This is a genomic window from Streptomyces sp. NPDC087428, assembly GCF_044744085.1.
Lineage (GTDB): Bacteria > Actinomycetota > Actinomycetes > Streptomycetales > Streptomycetaceae > Streptomyces.
The window spans coordinates 22,042-39,840 of the sequence record NZ_JBIUXR010000006.1; the positions used below are offsets into that span (position 1 = coordinate 22,042).

Consider the following 17,799-nt stretch of genomic DNA (forward strand, 5'->3'; position numbering starts at 1 on the left):
CGGGGCGGGGGGGGGGCCCCCGCCGGGGGGGGGCCGCGCGGGGGGGGGGGGGGGGGGGGGGCGGGGGGGGGGGGGGGGGGGGGGGGGGGGGGGGGGGGGGGGGCGGTTTTCGGGGCTCTGCCCCGGCCCCCGGTCCTCAATCGCCGGACAGGCTTGATTTGGCCGGGCCCGGTGGAACGTGCCGGACTGACAGGCTTGAGTCGGCCGGGCCCGTGTTCTACAGCTTGGCGATGTCGCCCCGGGTCATCCGGGGGGCGTGGCGGGGCGGGGTGTTGCCGGAGAGCATGATCAGGCGGGTGGCCCGGTGGCGCTGGCCCTCGTAGGGGGACAGGAGGGACAGCATCTCCTCGTCGTCGGCATCGCGGTTGCCGGCCAGCGCGTGGCCGACGATGCCGGGCAGGTGGAGGTCGCCGACCGTCACCGCGTCCGGGGCGCCGTTCGCCCGTTGCAGGGTCTCGGCGGCGGTCCAGGGGCCGATGCCCGGGATCGCCTGGAGCCGGGCCATCGCCTCGGCCAGCTCCATGGCGGCGGCCTCCTCCATGCGGCGGGCCACCCGGACCGCGCGCAGGATCGTCGCCGAGCGCTTGCTGTCGACGCCCGCGCGGTGCCACTCCCAGGACGGGATCAGCGACCAGGTGCGGGCGTCCGGCATGACGTACAGGCCGTACTCCTGCGGGCCCGGCGCCGGCTCCCCGTACTTGCGGACCAGGAGGCGCCAGGCGCGGTACGCCTCGTCCGTGGTGACCTTCTGTTCCAGGACCGACGGGATCAGGGACTCCATCACCAGGCCGGTGCGCAGCAGCCGCAGTCCCGGCCGGCGGTGGTGGGTCACCGCGAGCAGCCGGTGGCGCGGGGTGAAGGCCTCCGGTTCGTCCGACGCGCCCAGCAGCGTCGGCAGCTGGTCCAGCAGCCAGGACGCGCCGGGCCCCCAGGCGGCCGCCTCGATCCGGCCCTCGCGGGCGACGACGTGGAGCGTGCCGGGACCGGCGGGGGTTCGGCTGGCCCGGCGGACGGAGCCGTCCGCGGACATCCGGAAGGTGGGGTCGGCGGGGCCCCGGCGCAGCGGGCCGAGGACGAGCCGCAGGTCGAACGGGCCCGGCGGGGTCCAGTCGCGGGTCAGCGCGGTCGGTTCCGGCGTCGTCACCTGGCGCGGGACAGCCGCGTGCGGGGCGCTGCGGGGAGCGAATCGTCCTGCCACGGGTGAGGTCCTCGGTAGTCGGGGGTGCCTGTCGAGGGTACGGCTGTTTCCGGCCAGTGGGTGCGTGCGTGAGGAGCGGCTCGCCCCGGTCGTTCGTCCGGTCATTCGTCCGGTCATTCGTCCGAGGAGAAGCGCACCGACGCGGCGGGCAGGTGTGCCCCGCACCAGATCCGGATGCCGTCGCGCAGTTCGTTGTCGGCGCCGACCCTGGCCCCGTCGCCGATGACCGCGCCGGCCAGCACCGTACGGCTGCCGATCCTGGCGCCCGCTCCGACCAGGGAGTCCGTGATCACGGCTCCGGGTTCGACGATCGCGCCCGCCAGCACGGTGGAGGCCTCGATCCTGGCGCCCGCGCCGATGACCGCGTCGGCGCCGATGACCGTGCCGCCGGTGAGTTTGGCGTCGGGGGCGACGGAGGCCGTCGGCAGCACGAGCCGGTCGCCGCACCGGCCGGGGACGGCCGGGGAGGGGGCGCGGCCCAGCACCAGGTCGGCGGAGCCGCGTATGAAGGCCTGCGGGGTGCCGAGATCCAGCCAGTACGTGGAGTCGACCATGCCCTGGAGGTGTGCGCCGGAGGCGAGCAGTCCGGGGAAGGTCTCGCGCTCCACGGAGACCGGGCGGCCGGCCGGAATGGTGTCGATGACCGACCGGCGGAAGATGTACGCCCCCGCGTTCACCTGGTCGGTGACGATCTCCTCCGGGGTCTGCGGCTTCTCCAGGAACGCGGTGACCCGGCCGGTGTCGTCCGTCGGTACGAGGCCGAAGGCGCGCGGGTCGTCGACCCGGGTGAGGTGGAGCGAGACGTCGGCTCCGGAGTCCGCGTGCGAGGTGACCAGCGCCCGGATGTCGAGGCCGGTGAGGATGTCGCCGTTGAAGATGAGGACCGGTTCGTCCGGGCCGGAGCGGAGCCGTTCCGCGACGTTGCGGATGGCGCCGCCGGTGCCGAGCGGTTCGCGTTCGGTGACGTACTCGATGTGGAGGCCGAGTTCCGAGCCGTCACCGAAGTGCGGCTCGAAGACCTCCGCCAGGTACGACGTCGCGAGGACGATGTGCTCGACCCCGGCGGCCCGTGCACGCGCCAGCTGGTGCGTGAGGAAGGGGACGCCTGCTGCCGGAACCATGGGTTTCGGAGTGTGCACCGTGAGCGGGCGCAACCGGGTTCCCTTGCCGCCGACCAGGAGAATCGCTTCTTTTGCCTCTGTCACAGCACTGTCTCTGCTTCCTGCTGGGGCCGAGCCTGGTGAGCTTCTTCGGCTGGCCAGTGTATGCAGACCGGAGGGGGTCTCCTTGGTCAGCAGCCCGCAGCAGGCCCCGGGCGCCCTCGGCGCCCTTTTCGGTTCCTTCCGTGTCAGCGGCCCTGGAGTTCGGCCGAACTGGTCCGGGCTGTGCCGAGCTTCTTGTAGAGACGTGCTCCGGGGCATTCGGTTGCGAAACCGTCGCGGTGACCGGAAATGACGTTGAGTGTGACCTTCCTGCCCTTCTTGTACTTGTTGCTCCCGCCGGAGACCAGGGTGACCTTGCCCTTCGGGTTGGCCTTGAAGAGGCCGAGCTTCCAGGCGGTGAGCTTCGCGACGGCGTTGACCGCCGCGGAGGGCGGGTTGGAGCTGCTGTAGGTCCCGAGCACCACGACGCCCATGGTGTTGGTGTTGAAGCCGAGGGTGTGCGCGCCCATGACGGCCTTCGTCACGCCGCCGGCCCGGCCCTCGTAGATGTTTCCGCACTTGTCGACGGCGAAGTTGTAGCCGATGTCGCGCCAGCCGTTGCTCTTGACGTGGTAGCGGTAGATGCCGCGCAGTACCGAGGCCGACTGGGAGCAGCTGTAGTTGTTGCCGGTGGCGCTGTGGTGGACGAAGGCCGCCTTGACGGTCTTGGTGTAGGCGAAGGCGCGTTCGCGGATCTTCTCGTCGGCGCCCCAGCCCTTGCGGGTGATGATGCGCGGCCGGGGTCCGATGTACGGCTTGGCGCCCGGCGCGTAGCCGGCGGCCGCGTCGGTGGCGGACCGGCTGAGGGCGGGGAGCGCGGTGGCGCCCTGCGGTGCGGCGCGGTCGGCGCCGGCCGCGCCGGTGGCGGGGAGCTCCCGCGGGTCCTTGCCGGGGTCGACGAGTTCGAGGTGCAGCCCGGCGGGCAGCGGTACGGGGGCGGCGGAGGCGTCCCGGGTACCGGTGGCCTCGGGGTTCACCCGGACCTCGACCCCGTCGGACGCGCCGACCCAGAGCGGGGCGGTGGAACCGCGGACGGCGCCCGACTCGCGTTCGGGGGTGCCGGGGTCGGCCGAGTGCTCGGCGTTGTGCGTCTCCAGGTCCTGCCAGCCGGACCAGCGGCCGGTGGCGGCGGAGCGGGTACGGACCTGGGCGGTGCCGTGGAGTTCGGCGTTCACGTCGTCCCAGACGACGCCGACCAGGGAGAACGCGTGGACGTCGCGCTCGCTCAGCCCTTGGCCGGCGGCTGCCGCGGCGGGTTCACCGGTGGCCCGCGCGGCGGCGGTGGACAGAGGGGACAGGGGCAGCGACTGCGTCGCACCGGGCAGTGCGGCGGGTTCGGACGCCTCGGCGGGCACGGAGCCCGTGGCAGTCGAGTGGGCGGGGGTGTCGGGGGCGGCGCCCGCGGGCGCGGCGAGCGGCAGCAGGAGAGCTGACGCGCAGGTGACACCAATGGCGGATGCAATGAAGGCACGCATACAGATGATCCTTCACATAAACCGACAACTCCGGCGACTGGTGTTTCTTCCGGCATGTGACGGCCCGTCTGCCGAACCGGTGTACGAGGCACCCGCGGTACCCGCCCCGGCCCGGTACCGCCACGTACTCTTGCGCGGATGAACGCCAGCGACCGCACCCCTGCCGACCTGCTGCGTTCCGCGCTCGCCGCGGACCCGGCCCGCCCCATGGTCACTTTCTACGACGACGCCACCGGAGAACGCGTCGAACTGTCGGTGGCCACCTTCGCCAATTGGGTGGCCAAGACCGCCAACCTGCTCCAGGGCGATCTCGCCGCGGAGCCCGGCGACCGCCTCGCACTGCTGCTCCCCGCGCACTGGCAGTCCGCGGTCTGGCTGCTCGCCTGCTCCTCGGTCGGCGTCGTCGCCGAGGTGCGGGGCGACCCGGCGGCCGCCGACCTCGTCGTCACCGGACCGGACACGCTGGAGGCCGCGCGGGCCTGCCGCGGTGAGCGGATCGCGCTGGCGCTGCGCCCGTTGGGCGGCCGGTTCCCGCAGCCGCCCGAGGGCTTCGCGGACTACGCGGTGGAGGTGCCGGGCCAGGGCGACCGGTTCGCGCCGTTCGCCCCGGTGGACCCGGACGCCCCGGCGCTGACCGTGGGCGATGTCGCCCTCACCTCGGCGCAGCTGGTCGCGCGGGCCCGCGAGGACGGTGCCGCGCTGGGCCTGGGCGCCGGATCGCGGCTGCTCTCGGGGCGTACGTACGACACCTGGGACGGCCTCAGCGCCGGGCTCTTCGCGCCGCTGGCGACCGGGGGTTCGGTGGTCCTGTGCCGGCACCTCGGGGAGCTGGGCGCGGACGGGCTGGCGCAGCGCGTCGAGAGCGAGCGGGTCACCCTGACCGTGTGACGGCGGCCCGCGCGGCGGCGCTCCGCGTGACAGCGGGGCGCCGCGGTACGACAAGCGGTCCGTGGACCACCCGTCCGGCCCATCGTGGGCCGAGCCCTCCGGGCGATGCGTCAACTCCGGTACATGATCTGCGGTACAGACCACTCAAGGCACAACCAAGCGTGAGGTTCAGCCGTCTACTTCTGCAACCGGCGGCCCATCGCGCCGCCGAACGTGAAGGATGGACGCAGACGTGACCGAAAGTGCCGGCACTCCGGCCGACCCCGACGACTCGGCCGCGGGCGAGGACCAGACGCCGGACGGGTCGCCCGGTGCGGAGCGGGGCGAGCAGCCCGCGCCGGAAACCGCCTCGGAGAACACCCCGAAGGACACCCCGAAGGACACCCCGGAAGCCGCCTCGAAGGACGCCCCTGAGGGCACCCCCGGCGGCGAGACGCGCAGCGGATCGGGGGCCGGGGGCGGCAGCGGCTCCGGCAGCGGGTCTTCGGTCGGGGCGGCGCCGCCCCCGGGCTCGGGGCCGGGTCCGACCCTCGACATCACCGTCAAGCGCAAGCGGCACTGGCTGCGCTGGACCGCGCTCGGGGCCTCGTTCGTCGTCCTCGTCGCCGCGGGCGCCGGCTGGTGGCTGTACAAGAAGCTCGACGGCAACATCAAGACGGACACCTCCGCCGCCGCCGAACTCAAGACGTACGAGAAGGAGCGCCCCGCGTCCGTCGTCCATGACGCGGAGAACATCCTCCTCATCGGCTCCGACAGCCGGGCCGGGGACAACCGCAAGTACGGCCGCGACGACGGCGGCAGCCAGCGCTCGGACACCACGATCCTGCTGCACCTGGCCGCGAACCGGAAAAGCGCCACCGCGATGTCCATCCCGCGCGACCTGATGGCGGACATCCCGACCTGCCACAAGTCGGACAAAACTTCCAGCAAACCGCAATTCTCCCAGTTCAACTGGGCTTTCGAGCTCGGTGGAACCGCCTGCACCATCCGCACCGTCGAGAAGATGACCGGCATCCGCATCGACCACTACATGGTCGTCGACTTCAACGGCTTCAAGGACATGGTCGACGCGGTGAACGGCGTCGAGATCTGCCTCAAGGAGCCGATCAACGACACCGCGGCCCACCTCGAGCTCCCGGCGGGCCGCCAGAAGCTCGACGGCGAGCAGGCCCTGGGGTACGTACGGGTCCGCAAGTCGATCGGCGACGGCAGCGACACCGAACGGATGGACCGCCAGCAGCAGTTCCTGGGCGCACTCGTCAACAAGGTGCAGAGCAATGGCGTCCTGCTCAATCCGACCCGGCTCTACCCGGTGCTGGACGCGGCGACGAAGGCGCTCACCACGGACCCGGGGCTGGACACCCTGAAGGACCTCTACGAACTGGTGCGCGGCATGCGCAACGTACCGACCGACAAGGTTCAGTTCCTGACCGTCCCCCGGCAGCCTTACGCCGCGAACCGGAACCGGGACGAACTCGTACAACCCGATGCGGACAAGCTCTTCAAACAACTGCGCGACGACAAGCCGCTCGCGGTGGTTCCGGCAGATCAGCTCAACGGCGACGACGGCAAGAACACCGGACACGGGGAGGGCTCGGAACATTCACAGGATGAAGACAGCGACAGCCGGTCCGGCGAGGGGTCAACGGACGGGGAATCGGGTGCTACCGGCGCTCCGGGCCCCAGCCCCACACCCACCTATTCGGGTAACAACGCGGCCACCGACCTGTGTAAGCAGTAAAGCAATTACCAAGCGGACATCAACGTTCGGCGTGCAATGGGAAGAATGCCCGGTTGTAAGGGCCGTGGAATGTGTCACGCTCATCGCTCGGCGCCGAACCGGACGGATAGTGTGACGCGATCCGGTTACTTCCGGCCCTCGGGCCGAGCGCTTCCGGAGTGAAAGATTGAGCGCCTTGTCGGGGGAGGCGCCTCGCGTGGCACCGACGGAGGACTCAAGCAACCGTGGATGCACAAGGCCGTGGGCGGGCGGAAAATATCGATCCCGCAGACCAATGGGTCCTCAACCCGGACACCGGCGACTACGAACTGCGACTGAACCAATCCGGAGGGGATTCGGGCAGCGGCCCGAGCACTTCGGCCCCGCGTGGCTCCCGGCGCAGAGACGCCGCCCAGGAGGACGGTGCCCGGCGACGGAGCTCCCCGCGCGACGGCGCCGGACGTGGAGCCGGCCCCAGCCGTGAGGTGCCCAGACAGGGCGGTCGCCGTTCGGCCCGCGGCCAGGAGGGACCGGGTGCGGGCGCGTCCGCGACCGAGAGCGCCGGCCGCCGCAAGCGCAAGGCTCCGAAGGCCCGCCGCAAGAAGGCGCTGATCTGGACGGGCGGCGTGATGGCGTTCCTGCTCGTCGGTGTCTCGGTCGGCGGTTACCTGCTGTACCAGCACTTCAACGGCAATCTGAACACCGTGGACATCGGCGACGCCGGCAACAAGGACGTGGCCACGGCCAACGCGCCCCTGAACATATTGGTCATCGGCACGGACAAGCGGACCGGCAAGGGCAACGAGGGCTACGGCGACAAGGGCAGTAGCGGCCATGCCGACACCAACATCCTGTTCCACGTCTCCAAGGACCGCACCAACGCCACGGCCCTGAGCATCCCCCGCGACCTCATCACCGACATCCCGGAATGCAAGTCCAGGCAGCCGGACGGCTCGGACAAGGTCATCCCGGGCACCGAGAACATCCGGTTCAACGTCAGCCTCGGTCAGGAGGACCGTGACCCGAGCTGCACGATGGACACCGTCAAGGAGATCACCGGCCTGAAGGTCGACCACTTCATGATGGTCGACTTCAACGCGGTCAAGGAGCTGTCCACGGCGGTCGGCGGCGTGAAGGTCTGCCTCGCGAAGCCCGTCAAGGACGCGGACTCCCACCTGGACCTGCCGGCGGGCGAGAGCACGATCGAGGGCGAGGACGCGCTGGCGTTCGTACGGACCCGGCACAGCTTCGCCAACGGGAGCGACCTGGACCGGATCAAGGTCCAGCAGCAGTTCATCGGCTCGATGATCCGGCAGATGAAGTCGGACGACACCCTGACCAGCCCGACGAAGCTGTTCAAGCTGGCGGACGCGGCCACGAAGGCCCTGACGGTCGACAAGGCCATCGGCTCGGTGCCGAAGCTGACCACGCTCGCCAAGGAACTCACCAAGATCGACACGAAGAACATCTCGTTCGTCACCCTTCCGGTCATCGACAACCCGGCCGAGCCGAAACCGATCACGGTGGTGGTCGACCCGGTGAAGGCGCCCCAGCTGTTCTCGATGATGCAGAACGACACCTCGCTGACCGAGGTGGCCGCGCAGAAGAAGGCCGCGAAGAGCAAGCAGGACGCTCTCCTCAAGGGCACCAAGGCCGCCGCCGCCGACGTACGCGTCGATGTCTACAACGGTGGCAAGATCGCCGGCGGGGCTCAGCAGACCGTCACCTGGCTTCAGAACACCAAGGGCGTCCTGAAGTCCACGAACAAGGCGAACGCCCCGGCGAAGACCGACAGGACGACGCTGGAGTACGCGCCGAACCAGGCGGACCAGGCCCGTGCCCTCGCCGCGATGATGGGGCTCCCCGGATCGGCGCTCAAGAAGGGCACCACCGATGCCGAGGGCCTGCAGGCGATGGTGCTGACGCTCGGCGCGGACTTCGAGGGTGCGGGCACCCCGATCACCGGGCCGGCCAAGATCGACATTCCGAAAGCCAGTGCCGACAAGGCAGAGTGCGCCAAGTGACACCGGGTCACTGCGCCGTACCGCGAGTCTGAGCAGCAGGGGGGTCCGGTGGGACGGAGCAGCACGCCAGGGGAGGGAACGCGACCACGGGTCCGGCATGCCGGTCAACTCGGCTGGGACGACGGCCTCTACGAGGACGACAAGGCCGACGCCCCGGCGCCGGACGGGAGCGGGGACGGGGACGGGGACGCCGCCCGCCGCGGCGCGAGCCACGGCGGCGGCCGGCGCGGCCGCCCCCGCCGGACCGGGAAGCGGAAGAAGAGCCGAATACTGCGCTGGGCAGCCCTCTCGCTCGCGGTGCTGATACTCGGCACCGCCGCGGCCGGCTATCTCTGGTACGAGCACCTCAACGGCAACCTCCGCAAGGGTCACCGCAGCGCGGGCAACAGCGCGGCGAAGAAGACCGCGCCGAACGCCGCCGGCCAGACCCCGCTGAACATCCTGATGATCGGGTCCGACAGCCGCAACACCAAGGCGAACCTCAAGCTCGGCGGCTCGAAGTCGAGCGTCGGCGCACCCCCGCTCGCCGATGTGCAGATGCTGCTCCATGTGTCGGCCGACCGGAAGAACGCCTCGGTCGTCAGCATCCCGCGCGACACCCGGGTGGACATCCCGGCCTGCGAGGACCCCGACAACGGCAAGAAGTACCCGGCCACCAACACTCTCATCAACGAGACGCTCGGCCGCGGCGGCCCCGGCTGCACACTGGACACCTGGGAGAAGCTCACCGGGGTCTACATCGACCACTGGATGATGGTCGACTTCGCGGGCGTGGTGGACATGGCGGACGCGGTGGGCGGTGCGGACGTGTGTGTGAAGCAGAACGTCAACGACGTACCCAAGCCCAACGTGCCCGGTGGCTCCGGCCTGAGGCTGACGGCCGGCACGCACAAGGTCAAGGGAAAGCAGGCCCTCCAGTGGCTGCGCACCCGGCACGCCTTCGAGAGCGACTTCGGCCGCTCCAAGGCCCAGCACATGTACATGAACTCCGTCATCCGTGAGCTGAAGGACCAGGACGCGTTCTCGGACACGGGACGGCTGATGGGTCTCGCCGAGACCGCGACCAAGTCGCTCCAGGTCTCGGAGGAGATCGGTTCGGTGAAGAAGCTGTTCGACCTCGGCATGCAGCTCAAGGGCGTGCCGATGGACAAGATGAACATGCTGACCATGCCGAGGATCACCGACGACCGGGACGAGAACCACGTACTCCCGAAGCCGGGCGCCGCGGACAAGCTCTGGGCGCTGATCCGCGACGACCAGTCGCTGGACCCGAAGGACCGGGCCAAGAACAAGAAGAAGAAGGAGGCCGGTCCGGCCGCCGGCGCTCCCGCGTCGATCGGCGTGACCGTCGTCAACGGGACGGCGGCCGACGGCCAAGCGCCCACCGGCAACCGTGCCGGGGGCGTCCGGGACCTGCTGCGGGCCAAGGGCTTCACCGAGGCGGCCACCTCGACCGATCCCGGATCGGCGCTGACGACCGAGCTGACCTATCCGAAGAGCTCAGGCGCCCAGGGCAGGTCGGACGCGCTCTCCATCGCCAAGGCGATGTCGATGCCGTCCAGCGTCGTCAAGGAGGCGCCGGACGGGGACACGCTGACCCTCACGGTCGGCTCGGACTGGCGGACGGGGACCACGTTCCCGAAGGCCGCGAAGGACGACAGCGACCCGCTGGAGGGCACCGAGGCCGTCAACGGCGCCAAGTCGGGCTGCATGGACGTGTACTGGCCGTACCGCCAGATGTAGCCGCGTCCTGAACGCGCGTGAAGAGGGGGATGCCCGGTGCGGACCGGGCATCCCCCTCTTCATGTCCTCGCGCTCGGCGCTTCGCGCGGGTCAGGCCACCGGGGCGCCCGTGCCCGGCTCGCTGACCGCCGGGCGGCGGCTGGCGATGACCTTCCTCGCCAGCGAGCGCGGGCTGGTCAGGAAGCCGTACCCCCACGACATGTGCATGGTGGCCAGCGCCACCGGGATCAGCGCCCGCGCCTTCAGCGGCAGTCCCCTGCCGGCCGGCAGCGATCCGGCGACGATGGCCGCGACGTAGCCGGCCGGGACGAGCAGCGCCCAGGGGGTGACGGCGGCGCCGACGACGATGCCCGCCGCGATGGCGACGACGGCGGTCGGCGGGGCCAGGTAGCGCAGGTTGATCGAGCCGGAGTGGTAGCGGGCGACGACGTGGCGCCAGCGGCCGTAGTCCTTGTACTGCTTGGCGAGCGCCCGGACGGAGGGGCGGGGGCGGTACTGCACCCGCAGCTCGGGCGAGAACCAGATCAGGCCGCCGGCCTCGCGGATGCGGAAGTTCAGCTCCCAGTCCTGGGCGCGGATGAACTCGATGTTGTACCCGTCGGCCTTCTCCAGGGCCTCGCGGCGGAAGACGCCCAGAAACACGGTCTCGGCCGGTCCCGCCTGGCCGCCGGTGTGGAAGGCCGCGTTGCCGACACCGATCCTCGACGTCATGGCCGCGGCGACGGCGTCCTCCCAGGGGTTCTCGCCCTCGGCCTGCATGATGCCGCCGACGTTCTGCGCGCCCGTCTCCTCCAGGAGCCGGACGGCGGTCGCGATGTAGTTCGGCGAGAGCATGCCGTGGCCGTCGACGCGCACCACGACGGGGTGGCTGGACGCCTTGATTGCGGCGTTGAGCGCGGCGGGGGTGCGGCCGGTCGGGTTCGGCACGGTGTGGACCCGGGGGTCCTCCGCGACCAGTTCGGCGGCGATCTCGTCGGTGCGGTCCGTGGACGGGCCGAGCGCGATCACCACCTCCATCTCACCGGAGTACTCCTGCTCCAGGATGTGCCGGACGGAGTTCCTGAGATGGCGCTCCTCATTGAGCACCGGCATGATCACGGAGACGGCGGGGTGCTGCGCGGCAGACATGTGGTCCTCGGGGGGTCCTCGGGGGCGCCGGGGGTCCGAACCCCACCAGGCGGCGTCATTCGGCCGCCACGTTACCGCGTATGGGGGAACCCGGTGCGCGCCGCCGGGTCGCGGGCCGGGATGCAGATCGTATGGGCCTACCGTGCGACAGGTCCCCCTTGCACCGCGGAGGTGTCCCCCCGTGCCCACGCCGCACCGCTCCCCCCGTCCGCCACGGCCCCGCGCTGCTCCCCCGCAGCCCGGACGGCCCAGAAAGCAGGACGAGAGGCCGCGCTGGGGCATGCGGATGGCGACCGGGCTGTCCGTACTGGTCCTCGGTGCCGGTGGCATCGGTCATGCGCTCCTGACCGATCTGGAGACCGGGATCGACCGGATCGACCCCTTCAAGGACATGAAGAACCGGCCCGCGGGCGGTCACGGCATGAATCTGCTGCTGGTCGGCACCGACGGCCGCGACAAGATCACCAAGGAGGAGAAGGAGAAGTACCGGCTGGGCGGTACGCCCTGCCACTGCACCGACACGATCATGCTGGTGCACCTGTCCGCGGACAAGGAGCGCGCCAGCATCGTCAGCCTGCCGCGCGACAGCTACGCCGAGATCCCCGAGCACCGGGACCAGACCACCGGCGAGGAGCACGCGGCCCACCCGGTGAAGCTGAACGCCGCCTACGCCGAGGGCGGGCCCGGTCTGACCGTGCGGACCGTCGAGCACATGACGGGCGTCAAGGTCGACCACTACCTGGAGGTCGACTTCACCAGCTTCATGACGACGGTGGACACCCTGGGCGGGGTGAAGATCTGCACCGCCCGGCCGATGAAGGACTCGTACACCGGTCTCGACCTCGCGGCGGGCACCCACGAGCTGAACGGTGGCGAGGCGCTCCAGTACGTACGCTCCCGGCACATCGACGGCGCCGCCGACCTCGGCCGGATGCAGCGCCAGCAGAAGTTCCTCGCCTCGCTGATCAAGCAGACGACCAGCAGCGGGGTGCTGCTGAACCCGGTGAAGTTCCGGGAGGTCGCCTCGACGATGCTGAAGTCGGTACGGGCGGACAGGGGCTTCGGTACCCAGCAGATGCTGGACCTCGGCCAGGCGATGCGGGGCTTCTCCGCCGCCTCGTCCGAATTCGCCTCGGTGCCGATGGGCGATGTCGCCTACCAGGTGAAGGACATCGGCTCGACGGTGAAATGGGACCCGAAGAAGTCGAAGGAGCTGTTCCGGGCGCTGCGCGAGGACAAGCCGCTCGCGGTGAAGGGGCCCGAGGAGCCCCCCGCGAAGCAGGTGGACGTGCCGCCGCAGGAGATCCGGGTCCAGGTCTACAACGGGACCCCGAAGGACGGCCTCGGCGGCACGGTCGACACCGCGCTGCACGGCACCGGCTTCGACACCACCAAGGCCCCGCTCAACGGGGAGCAGCGCGATCTCAAGCACACCCTGGTCACGTACGACCCGCGCTGGGACAGGTCCGCGAAGTCACTGGCGGCGGCGCTGCCGGGGGCGGAGCTGAAGGCGGTGAAGGGCCAGGGCGCCACGATGAAGGTGATCGCGGGCGCGGACTACACCGCGGTGGAGCGGGTCCGGGCCGAGCAGTCCGATCCGGGGAAGTTCGGCGCGGTGACGGGCGACGAGGTGGTCTGCCCGTAGGCGGCGGGGCCGGGAGCGCCGCAGCCCCGGCCCTCAGTGCTCAGCCCTCAGCTCCCGGCTCTCAGTCCTCGATGCCGTCGGCGGCGCGCTTCTCGCGCAGTTCCCTGATCGCGCGGCGCCGGGCCAGCCGGTGCGTACGGCGGATCTGCGCCTCCTGGTAGCGCCGGTTGTCGCGTTCGGTCTCCGGGATCACCGGGGGTACGGCGCGCGGGCGGCCGTCCGCGTCGACCGCGGCGAACACCAGGTACGCGCTGCCCACCTGCTGGGCCGGGGTCGACTCGTTCCACCGCTCGGCCATGACCCGGACGCCGACCTCCATCGAGGAGCGGCCGGTCCAGTTCACCTGGGCACGGACGTGAACAAGGTCACCGACGCGGACCGGCTCCAGGAAGACCATCTCGTCCATCGAGGCCGTCACCGCGGGACCGCCGGAGTGCCGGCCGGCCACCGCGCCCGCCGCGTCGTCGACCAGCTTCATGATCACGCCGCCGTGCACCGTACCCAGCAGATTGGTGTCGCTGCCGGTCATGATGTGGCTGAGGGTGGTCCGGGAGGCCGCGGTCGGCTTGCCCGGAATGTCGCCCTCCGGGCGCGGGGCCTGATCTGTCATGCCCTCCACCTTATGCGGGGGCTTCCGGCCCGTCGCAATGCATCAGCTTCGCAACAGCCCAGGTCCGATTTCACTTACACCCTGTAATAGCAGTGGTCGGGGACTGCACACTGGGTCGTATGAACGATTGGCCCGAGGGCCGGAACGACGACAACCGCGGCGGCAACCGCTACGGGCAGGGAAGCGCGAGCGACCGGCCCGAGAGCGCCCGCGCGATGCCGCACGTCCAGCGCCCCGTCCCGTCCCAGCAGCCGGCCCCGCCGCAGCGGCGCCCCGGACCGTCGCGGCAGGTGCCGCAGCAGTCCGGCGGCTACGACGACGCGCAGTACGACAGCGGCTACAACACGGGCCAGGTCTACGGCGGCGGCAACGGCGGCGGCCGGGGTGGCGGTCAGGGCGGCGGGCCGGGTGACGGCGGATACGTCCAGGGCCACCCGTCGGCCGCGCCGGACTGGCGCCGCCGGATCAAGATCGGCGCACTGGCCCTGGTGGTCGTGGTGCTCGCCGTCTCCCTCGGCACGTACTTCTGGGCCGACTCCAAGCTGAAGCGCGACGTCGACCTCTCCAAGGTCATCGAGCGGCCGAAGGGCGGCGACGGCACGAACTACCTGATCGTCGGCTCCGACAGCCGCAAGGGCATGTCCGACGAGGCAAAGAAGAAGCTTCACACCGGTTCCGCCGAGGGCCAGCGGACCGACTCGATGATGATCCTGCACGACGGCGGCAACGGCCCGACGCTGGTCTCGCTGCCGCGTGACTCGAACGTCGAGATCCCTTCGTACAAGGGCTCGAACTCGGGCAAGCTCTACCCGGCGCGCGGCCGCTTCACCAAGCTGAACGCCGCGTACGCCGAGGACGGCCCCGAACTCCTCGTTCGTACTGTCGAATTCAACACCGGCCTGCACATCGACCACTACGTCGAGATCGGCTTCGGCGGCTTCGCCAAGATCGTGGACGCGATCGGCGGGGTGGAGCTCGACATCCCCAAGGCGTTCAAGGACAAGAACTCCGGCGCGGACTTCAAGGCGGGCAAGCAGACGCTGAACGGCGAGCAGTCCCTCGCCTTCGTCCGGACCCGGTACGCCTTCGCGGGCAGCGACCTCGACCGGACGAAGAACCAGCAGAAGTTCCTCGCGGCGCTGGCGAGCCAGACGGCGACGCCGTCGACGATCCTCAACCCGTTCAAGCTGTACCCGACGATGGGCGCCGGCCTGGACACCCTCGTCGTCGACAAGGACATGTCGCTCTGGTCCCTGGGCCAGATGTTCTTCGCCATGAAGGGCGTCACGGGCGGCGACGGCACGTCGATGAACATGCCGATCTCCGGCTCCACGGGCGGCAACCTGGTCTGGGACAAGGCCAAGGTCAAGCAGCTGGTCGAGCAGCTCAACAACGACGAGAAGGTCACCGTCTCCGACAAGTGACGGCAGCCACCGACAGGGCCCGGACGGTTCGCCGTCCGGGCCCTGTCGCACACCCCCTGCCCGCCCGTGCTCCGGGAGGCGCCGCCGCTACACCCGCCCGTGCGCCAGCAGTGCGCGGTGCGGCAGCACCAACTCCCCCTCGTCCGAGGTGAACTCCTCGCACAGCGCGTCGTACTCGCGCCTCGCCGCCGCCACGCCCTCCGGTCCCCGGCTGTTGACCAGCTGCCCGATCGCGGCGACGCCGGCCGCGGGCCCGGCCCACCAGTCCTCCGGGTCCGCGCGGTGGTCCCAGGACAGCGACTCGCTCCGTACGTCCCCGAGCCCGGCCCCGGCCAGCAGGCCACTCAACCCCTGTGGGGTGCGCGGGAAGTTGTGCTCCTCGTCGACCGTGGCCAGCCAGGCGGGACGGGTCAGCCCGGCCGCCTCCGCGGCCCGTCCGACCAGCGCCTGCCCCGAGCCGCCGGGTGCCTGCCAGATGGTGACGGCGACCCGGCCGCCGGGGCGGGTGATCCGGCGCAGCTCGACGAGCGCGTCCAGCGGGCGGCCCACGTGGTTGAGCACGAAGTTCGCCGCGACCGCGTCGAACTCCCCGTCGGGATAGGGCAGCTGGGGCAGCGAACCGGTACGGACCTCGACGCCGGGCGCCGCCCGCCGGGTGGCCGCGGCCATGCCGGGCTCGGCGTCCACGGCCCGTACGACCGCGCCCCGGCCGACGGCGGCGACCGTCACGCTGCCGCTGCCGCACCCCACGTCGAGCAGCCGGGTCCCGCGGTCCACGGCGGCGGCGTCCAGCAGGGCGGGCACCGTACGGGCGCAGAGGCGGGCGAAGGTACGGGCGTAGCTCTCGGCCCGCCCGTCCCAGACCCGCCGCTCACTCACGTCGAAAGCGGTCATGTGACACCTCCGGTCGGGCCTTGCGGCTCCGCTTCGTCCAGATCCTCGTGGAGCGCGTCCAGAATCCGCCCCGTGGGCCGCCCCTCCGGCGACAGCTCGGCCAGGCACCAGCCGGGCAGCCTCGCCTCGGTCTCGGGCGGGAGATCGCCGTCCGCCGGTCCGGCCAGCCCGTGGAGCAGGCCGAACGCGGTCTCCTTCGCGATCTCGCGGGCTATCTCGCCCAGTTCACCCGGGGTCAGCCCGAGCCGCAGCGCCCGGTCCACGGCTCCGCCCGCCAGTCCGCCCTTGCGGTAGGCCTCGACCCAGTCGGGCGCCGCCGTGCTCCAGGCGTCGATGTCCTGCCAGACCATGCGCAGGAACCGGTACCGGGCCAGCTGAGGAATGTTCTCCTCGGCCTCCGACTCGGCCCAGCCCGCCGCGTCGTCGGCGCCCAGAGCCTCGAACAGGCCGGTCAGCGCGGGCAGCTCGGGCAGCTCGTCGATGTCCGTCATGGAAAGGGAAGGTACGCCACCGTCCCCGGCACGGCGGAACCACTACCGCCCCGGGTCTTACGTTCGGACCGGACGGCGTTCGCCCTGTCTGCCAGACTGTTCGAGTGATCGTCGAGTTCGCCGGAAGGCAACGAGGGCCGGCGGTACTCGGCGCCCTGATGCTCGCCGCCTTCACGTTCAACACCGCGGAGAACCTGCCGATCGGCCTCCTGGAGCTCATCGCCGAGGGCCTGCACGTGTCCCTGCCATCGGTCGGCCACCTGGTCACCGGTTACGGCGTGACGGTCGCCGTCGCGTCCCTGCCGCTGGCCCACTTCACGCGGGCGATGCCCCGACGCCACGTGCTCACGGCCCTGTTGACCGCACTCGTCGTGTCCAGCCTGGTCGCGGCACTGGCCGGCTCCTACTGGCTGCTGCTCGGGGCCCGGCTGCTGACGGCGCTCGCCCAGGCGCTGTTCTGGGCGGTGATGGGGCCGGTCGCGGTGGGGCTGTTCCGGCCCGGGAGCCGTGGGCGGGTGATCGGGGCGCTGTCCGTCGCCGGTTCGCTCGCCCTCGTGCTCGGGGTGCCCGCCGGGACCTGGCTGGGCCGGCAGAGCGGCTGGCCGGTGCCGGTCGCGGGGGTGGCGGCGCTGGGGTCCGTCTCCCTGGTGACGATCGCCGTGCTGCTGCCGACCTCGCGCCCGGAGGAGGGGCACGCCGCGTACGGGACCCGCCCCGACGCCCGCCGCTTCGGCACCGTACTGGCGGCCGGGATCCTCTCCGCCACCGGCGCGTTCGCGGGATACACGTACGTCGTGAAGTTCCTGGGCGACGTGAGCGGGTTCTCCGGGGGCGCGGTCAACGCCCTGCTCGTGGCCTTCGGCATCGCGTGCCTGGCCGGGGTGACCCTCACCGGAGCGCTGCTGGACCGCTTCCCGGACTCCGTACTGGCCACCGCCGTCGCGACTCAGGCGGTCGGCATGCTCGGCCTGTACGCGGCCGGCGGCGATCCGGTCGCGGCGGTGGTGTTCCTGGCCCTGACCGGCGCCGCGCTCGGCCCGGTGTTCATGGCCACCCAGAACGAGATGCTGCGCTGCGCGCCCGGCCGCACGGACATGGCTCTCGCGGCCAACTCCGGCGCCTACAACGCCGGTATCGCGGCGGGCGCCGCGCTCGGCGGACTGGTCCTGTCGCTGTCCGACGTTCGAGGCACGTTCCTGCTGGGCGGCCTGCTGAGCGTCGCGGGCTGCGCGGTCCTGCTGGGCGAGCGGCTGGTGCCCGGTGGCGGTGCCGAGTGGTCAGGCCCGCGGGCGGGGCAGCCGGGCCTGCCGGGCGCGCGTGACGGCCGGGCATCCCGCACGGATGTCTGAACGGGGGT

14 protein-coding genes are annotated in these 17,799 nt (G+C 71.3%); 7 read left to right on the top strand and 7 right to left on the bottom strand.

What is annotated here, in order from left to right:
- Nucleotides 1-217: 217 nt before the first annotated feature.
- The 3 genes from ACIO3R_RS13795 to ACIO3R_RS13805 all read right to left on the bottom strand — a co-directional run bounded on the left by ACIO3R_RS13795 (nucleotide 218) and on the right by ACIO3R_RS13805 (nucleotide 3,875).
- Nucleotides 218-1,198 (bottom strand): DNA-3-methyladenine glycosylase family protein, encoded by a 981-nt coding sequence (locus tag ACIO3R_RS13795; protein ID WP_385034272.1) that lies wholly within the window; start codon nucleotides 1,196-1,198, stop codon nucleotides 218-220.
- A gap of 113 nt (nucleotides 1,199-1,311) precedes the next feature.
- Nucleotides 1,312-2,403: a sugar phosphate nucleotidyltransferase gene (locus tag ACIO3R_RS13800; protein ID WP_402105684.1), complete on the bottom strand. Its 1,092-nt coding sequence runs from the start codon at nucleotides 2,401-2,403 to the stop codon at nucleotides 1,312-1,314.
- A 143-nt stretch (nucleotides 2,404-2,546) separates the two neighbouring features.
- Entirely contained in the window at nucleotides 2,547-3,875 is a 1,329-nt protein-coding gene (locus ACIO3R_RS13805) for a peptidoglycan recognition protein (protein WP_402105686.1), read from the bottom strand.
- A gap of 138 nt (nucleotides 3,876-4,013) precedes the next feature.
- On the opposite strand from ACIO3R_RS13805, the gene ACIO3R_RS13810 reads away from it, so the two are divergent.
- The 4 genes from ACIO3R_RS13810 to ACIO3R_RS13825 all read left to right on the top strand — a co-directional run bounded on the left by ACIO3R_RS13810 (nucleotide 4,014) and on the right by ACIO3R_RS13825 (nucleotide 10,250).
- The gene (locus tag ACIO3R_RS13810) at nucleotides 4,014-4,763 is read left to right on the top strand and encodes a TIGR03089 family protein (protein ID WP_402105687.1); all 750 of its coding nucleotides are present in this window, start codon (nucleotides 4,014-4,016) and stop codon (nucleotides 4,761-4,763) included.
- 220 nt (nucleotides 4,764-4,983) lie between these two features.
- A complete protein-coding gene (locus tag ACIO3R_RS13815; RefSeq protein ID WP_402105689.1) occupies nucleotides 4,984-6,504 on the top strand; it encodes an LCP family protein in 1,521 nt (506 codons plus the stop codon).
- Between the two features lie 224 nt (nucleotides 6,505-6,728).
- A complete protein-coding gene (locus ACIO3R_RS13820) occupies nucleotides 6,729-8,507 on the top strand; it encodes an LCP family protein (protein WP_385354230.1) in 1,779 nt (592 codons plus the stop codon).
- 48 nt (nucleotides 8,508-8,555) lie between these two features.
- A complete protein-coding gene (locus ACIO3R_RS13825; protein WP_402105691.1) occupies nucleotides 8,556-10,250 on the top strand; it encodes an LCP family protein in 1,695 nt (564 codons plus the stop codon).
- 90 nt (nucleotides 10,251-10,340) lie between these two features.
- Here ACIO3R_RS13825 and ACIO3R_RS13830 read toward each other — a convergent pair whose 3' ends face one another.
- Nucleotides 10,341-11,378 (bottom strand): glycosyltransferase family 2 protein, encoded by a 1,038-nt coding sequence (locus ACIO3R_RS13830; protein ID WP_385034256.1) that lies wholly within the window; start codon nucleotides 11,376-11,378, stop codon nucleotides 10,341-10,343.
- 280 nt (nucleotides 11,379-11,658) lie between these two features.
- On the opposite strand from ACIO3R_RS13830, the gene ACIO3R_RS13835 reads away from it, so the two are divergent.
- A complete protein-coding gene (locus ACIO3R_RS13835; RefSeq protein ID WP_402105693.1) occupies nucleotides 11,659-13,023 on the top strand; it encodes an LCP family protein in 1,365 nt (454 codons plus the stop codon).
- A 61-nt stretch (nucleotides 13,024-13,084) separates the two neighbouring features.
- On the opposite strand, the gene ACIO3R_RS13840 is transcribed toward ACIO3R_RS13835, so the two are convergent.
- Nucleotides 13,085-13,633, bottom strand: coding sequence for an acyl-CoA thioesterase (locus ACIO3R_RS13840; RefSeq protein ID WP_124284167.1), 549 nt, complete (start codon nucleotides 13,631-13,633; stop codon nucleotides 13,085-13,087).
- A 119-nt stretch (nucleotides 13,634-13,752) separates the two neighbouring features.
- Between ACIO3R_RS13840 and ACIO3R_RS13845 the strand changes: the two genes are divergently transcribed.
- Nucleotides 13,753-15,057: an LCP family protein gene (locus tag ACIO3R_RS13845; protein ID WP_402105695.1), complete on the top strand. Its 1,305-nt coding sequence runs from the start codon at nucleotides 13,753-13,755 to the stop codon at nucleotides 15,055-15,057.
- An 87-nt stretch (nucleotides 15,058-15,144) separates the two neighbouring features.
- Here the strand turns inward: ACIO3R_RS13845 and ACIO3R_RS13850 are convergent, their stop codons facing one another.
- On the bottom strand, nucleotides 15,145-15,951 hold the full coding sequence (locus ACIO3R_RS13850) for a class I SAM-dependent methyltransferase (RefSeq protein WP_402105697.1): 807 nt from the start codon (nucleotides 15,949-15,951) through the stop codon (nucleotides 15,145-15,147).
- On the bottom strand, nucleotides 15,948-16,442 hold the full coding sequence (locus tag ACIO3R_RS13855) for a hypothetical protein (protein ID WP_385034247.1): 495 nt from the start codon (nucleotides 16,440-16,442) through the stop codon (nucleotides 15,948-15,950). Before ACIO3R_RS13855 ends, ACIO3R_RS13850 begins: the two co-directional genes overlap by 4 nt.
- Before the next feature lie 158 nt (nucleotides 16,443-16,600).
- On the opposite strand from ACIO3R_RS13855, the gene ACIO3R_RS13860 reads away from it, so the two are divergent.
- Nucleotides 16,601-17,791, top strand: coding sequence for an MFS transporter (locus ACIO3R_RS13860; RefSeq protein WP_402106030.1), 1,191 nt, complete (start codon nucleotides 16,601-16,603; stop codon nucleotides 17,789-17,791).
- Nucleotides 17,792-17,799: the final 8 nt, after the last annotated feature.

Bases quoted from the DNA above. Each gene is read 5' to 3' on its own strand.
- ACIO3R_RS13830 (WP_385034256.1), bottom strand. From the start codon at position 11,378: ATGTCTGCCGCGCAGCACCCCGCCGTCTCCGTGATCATGCCGGTGCTC.
- ACIO3R_RS13815 (WP_402105689.1), top strand. From the start codon at position 4,984: ATGGACGCAGACGTGACCGAAAGTGCCGGCACTCCGGCCGACCCCGAC.
- ACIO3R_RS13845 (WP_402105695.1), top strand. From the start codon at position 13,753: ATGAACGATTGGCCCGAGGGCCGGAACGACGACAACCGCGGCGGCAAC.
- ACIO3R_RS13855 (WP_385034247.1), bottom strand. From the start codon at position 16,442: ATGACGGACATCGACGAGCTGCCCGAGCTGCCCGCGCTGACCGGCCTG.
- ACIO3R_RS13840 (WP_124284167.1), bottom strand. From the start codon at position 13,633: ATGACAGATCAGGCCCCGCGCCCGGAGGGCGACATTCCGGGCAAGCCG.
- ACIO3R_RS13860 (WP_402106030.1), top strand. From the start codon at position 16,601: ATGCTCGCCGCCTTCACGTTCAACACCGCGGAGAACCTGCCGATCGGC.
- ACIO3R_RS13850 (WP_402105697.1), bottom strand. From the start codon at position 15,951: ATGACCGCTTTCGACGTGAGTGAGCGGCGGGTCTGGGACGGGCGGGCC.
- ACIO3R_RS13810 (WP_402105687.1), top strand. From the start codon at position 4,014: ATGAACGCCAGCGACCGCACCCCTGCCGACCTGCTGCGTTCCGCGCTC.
- ACIO3R_RS13805 (WP_402105686.1), bottom strand. From the start codon at position 3,875: ATGCGTGCCTTCATTGCATCCGCCATTGGTGTCACCTGCGCGTCAGCT.
- ACIO3R_RS13835 (WP_402105693.1), top strand. From the start codon at position 11,659: ATGCGGATGGCGACCGGGCTGTCCGTACTGGTCCTCGGTGCCGGTGGC.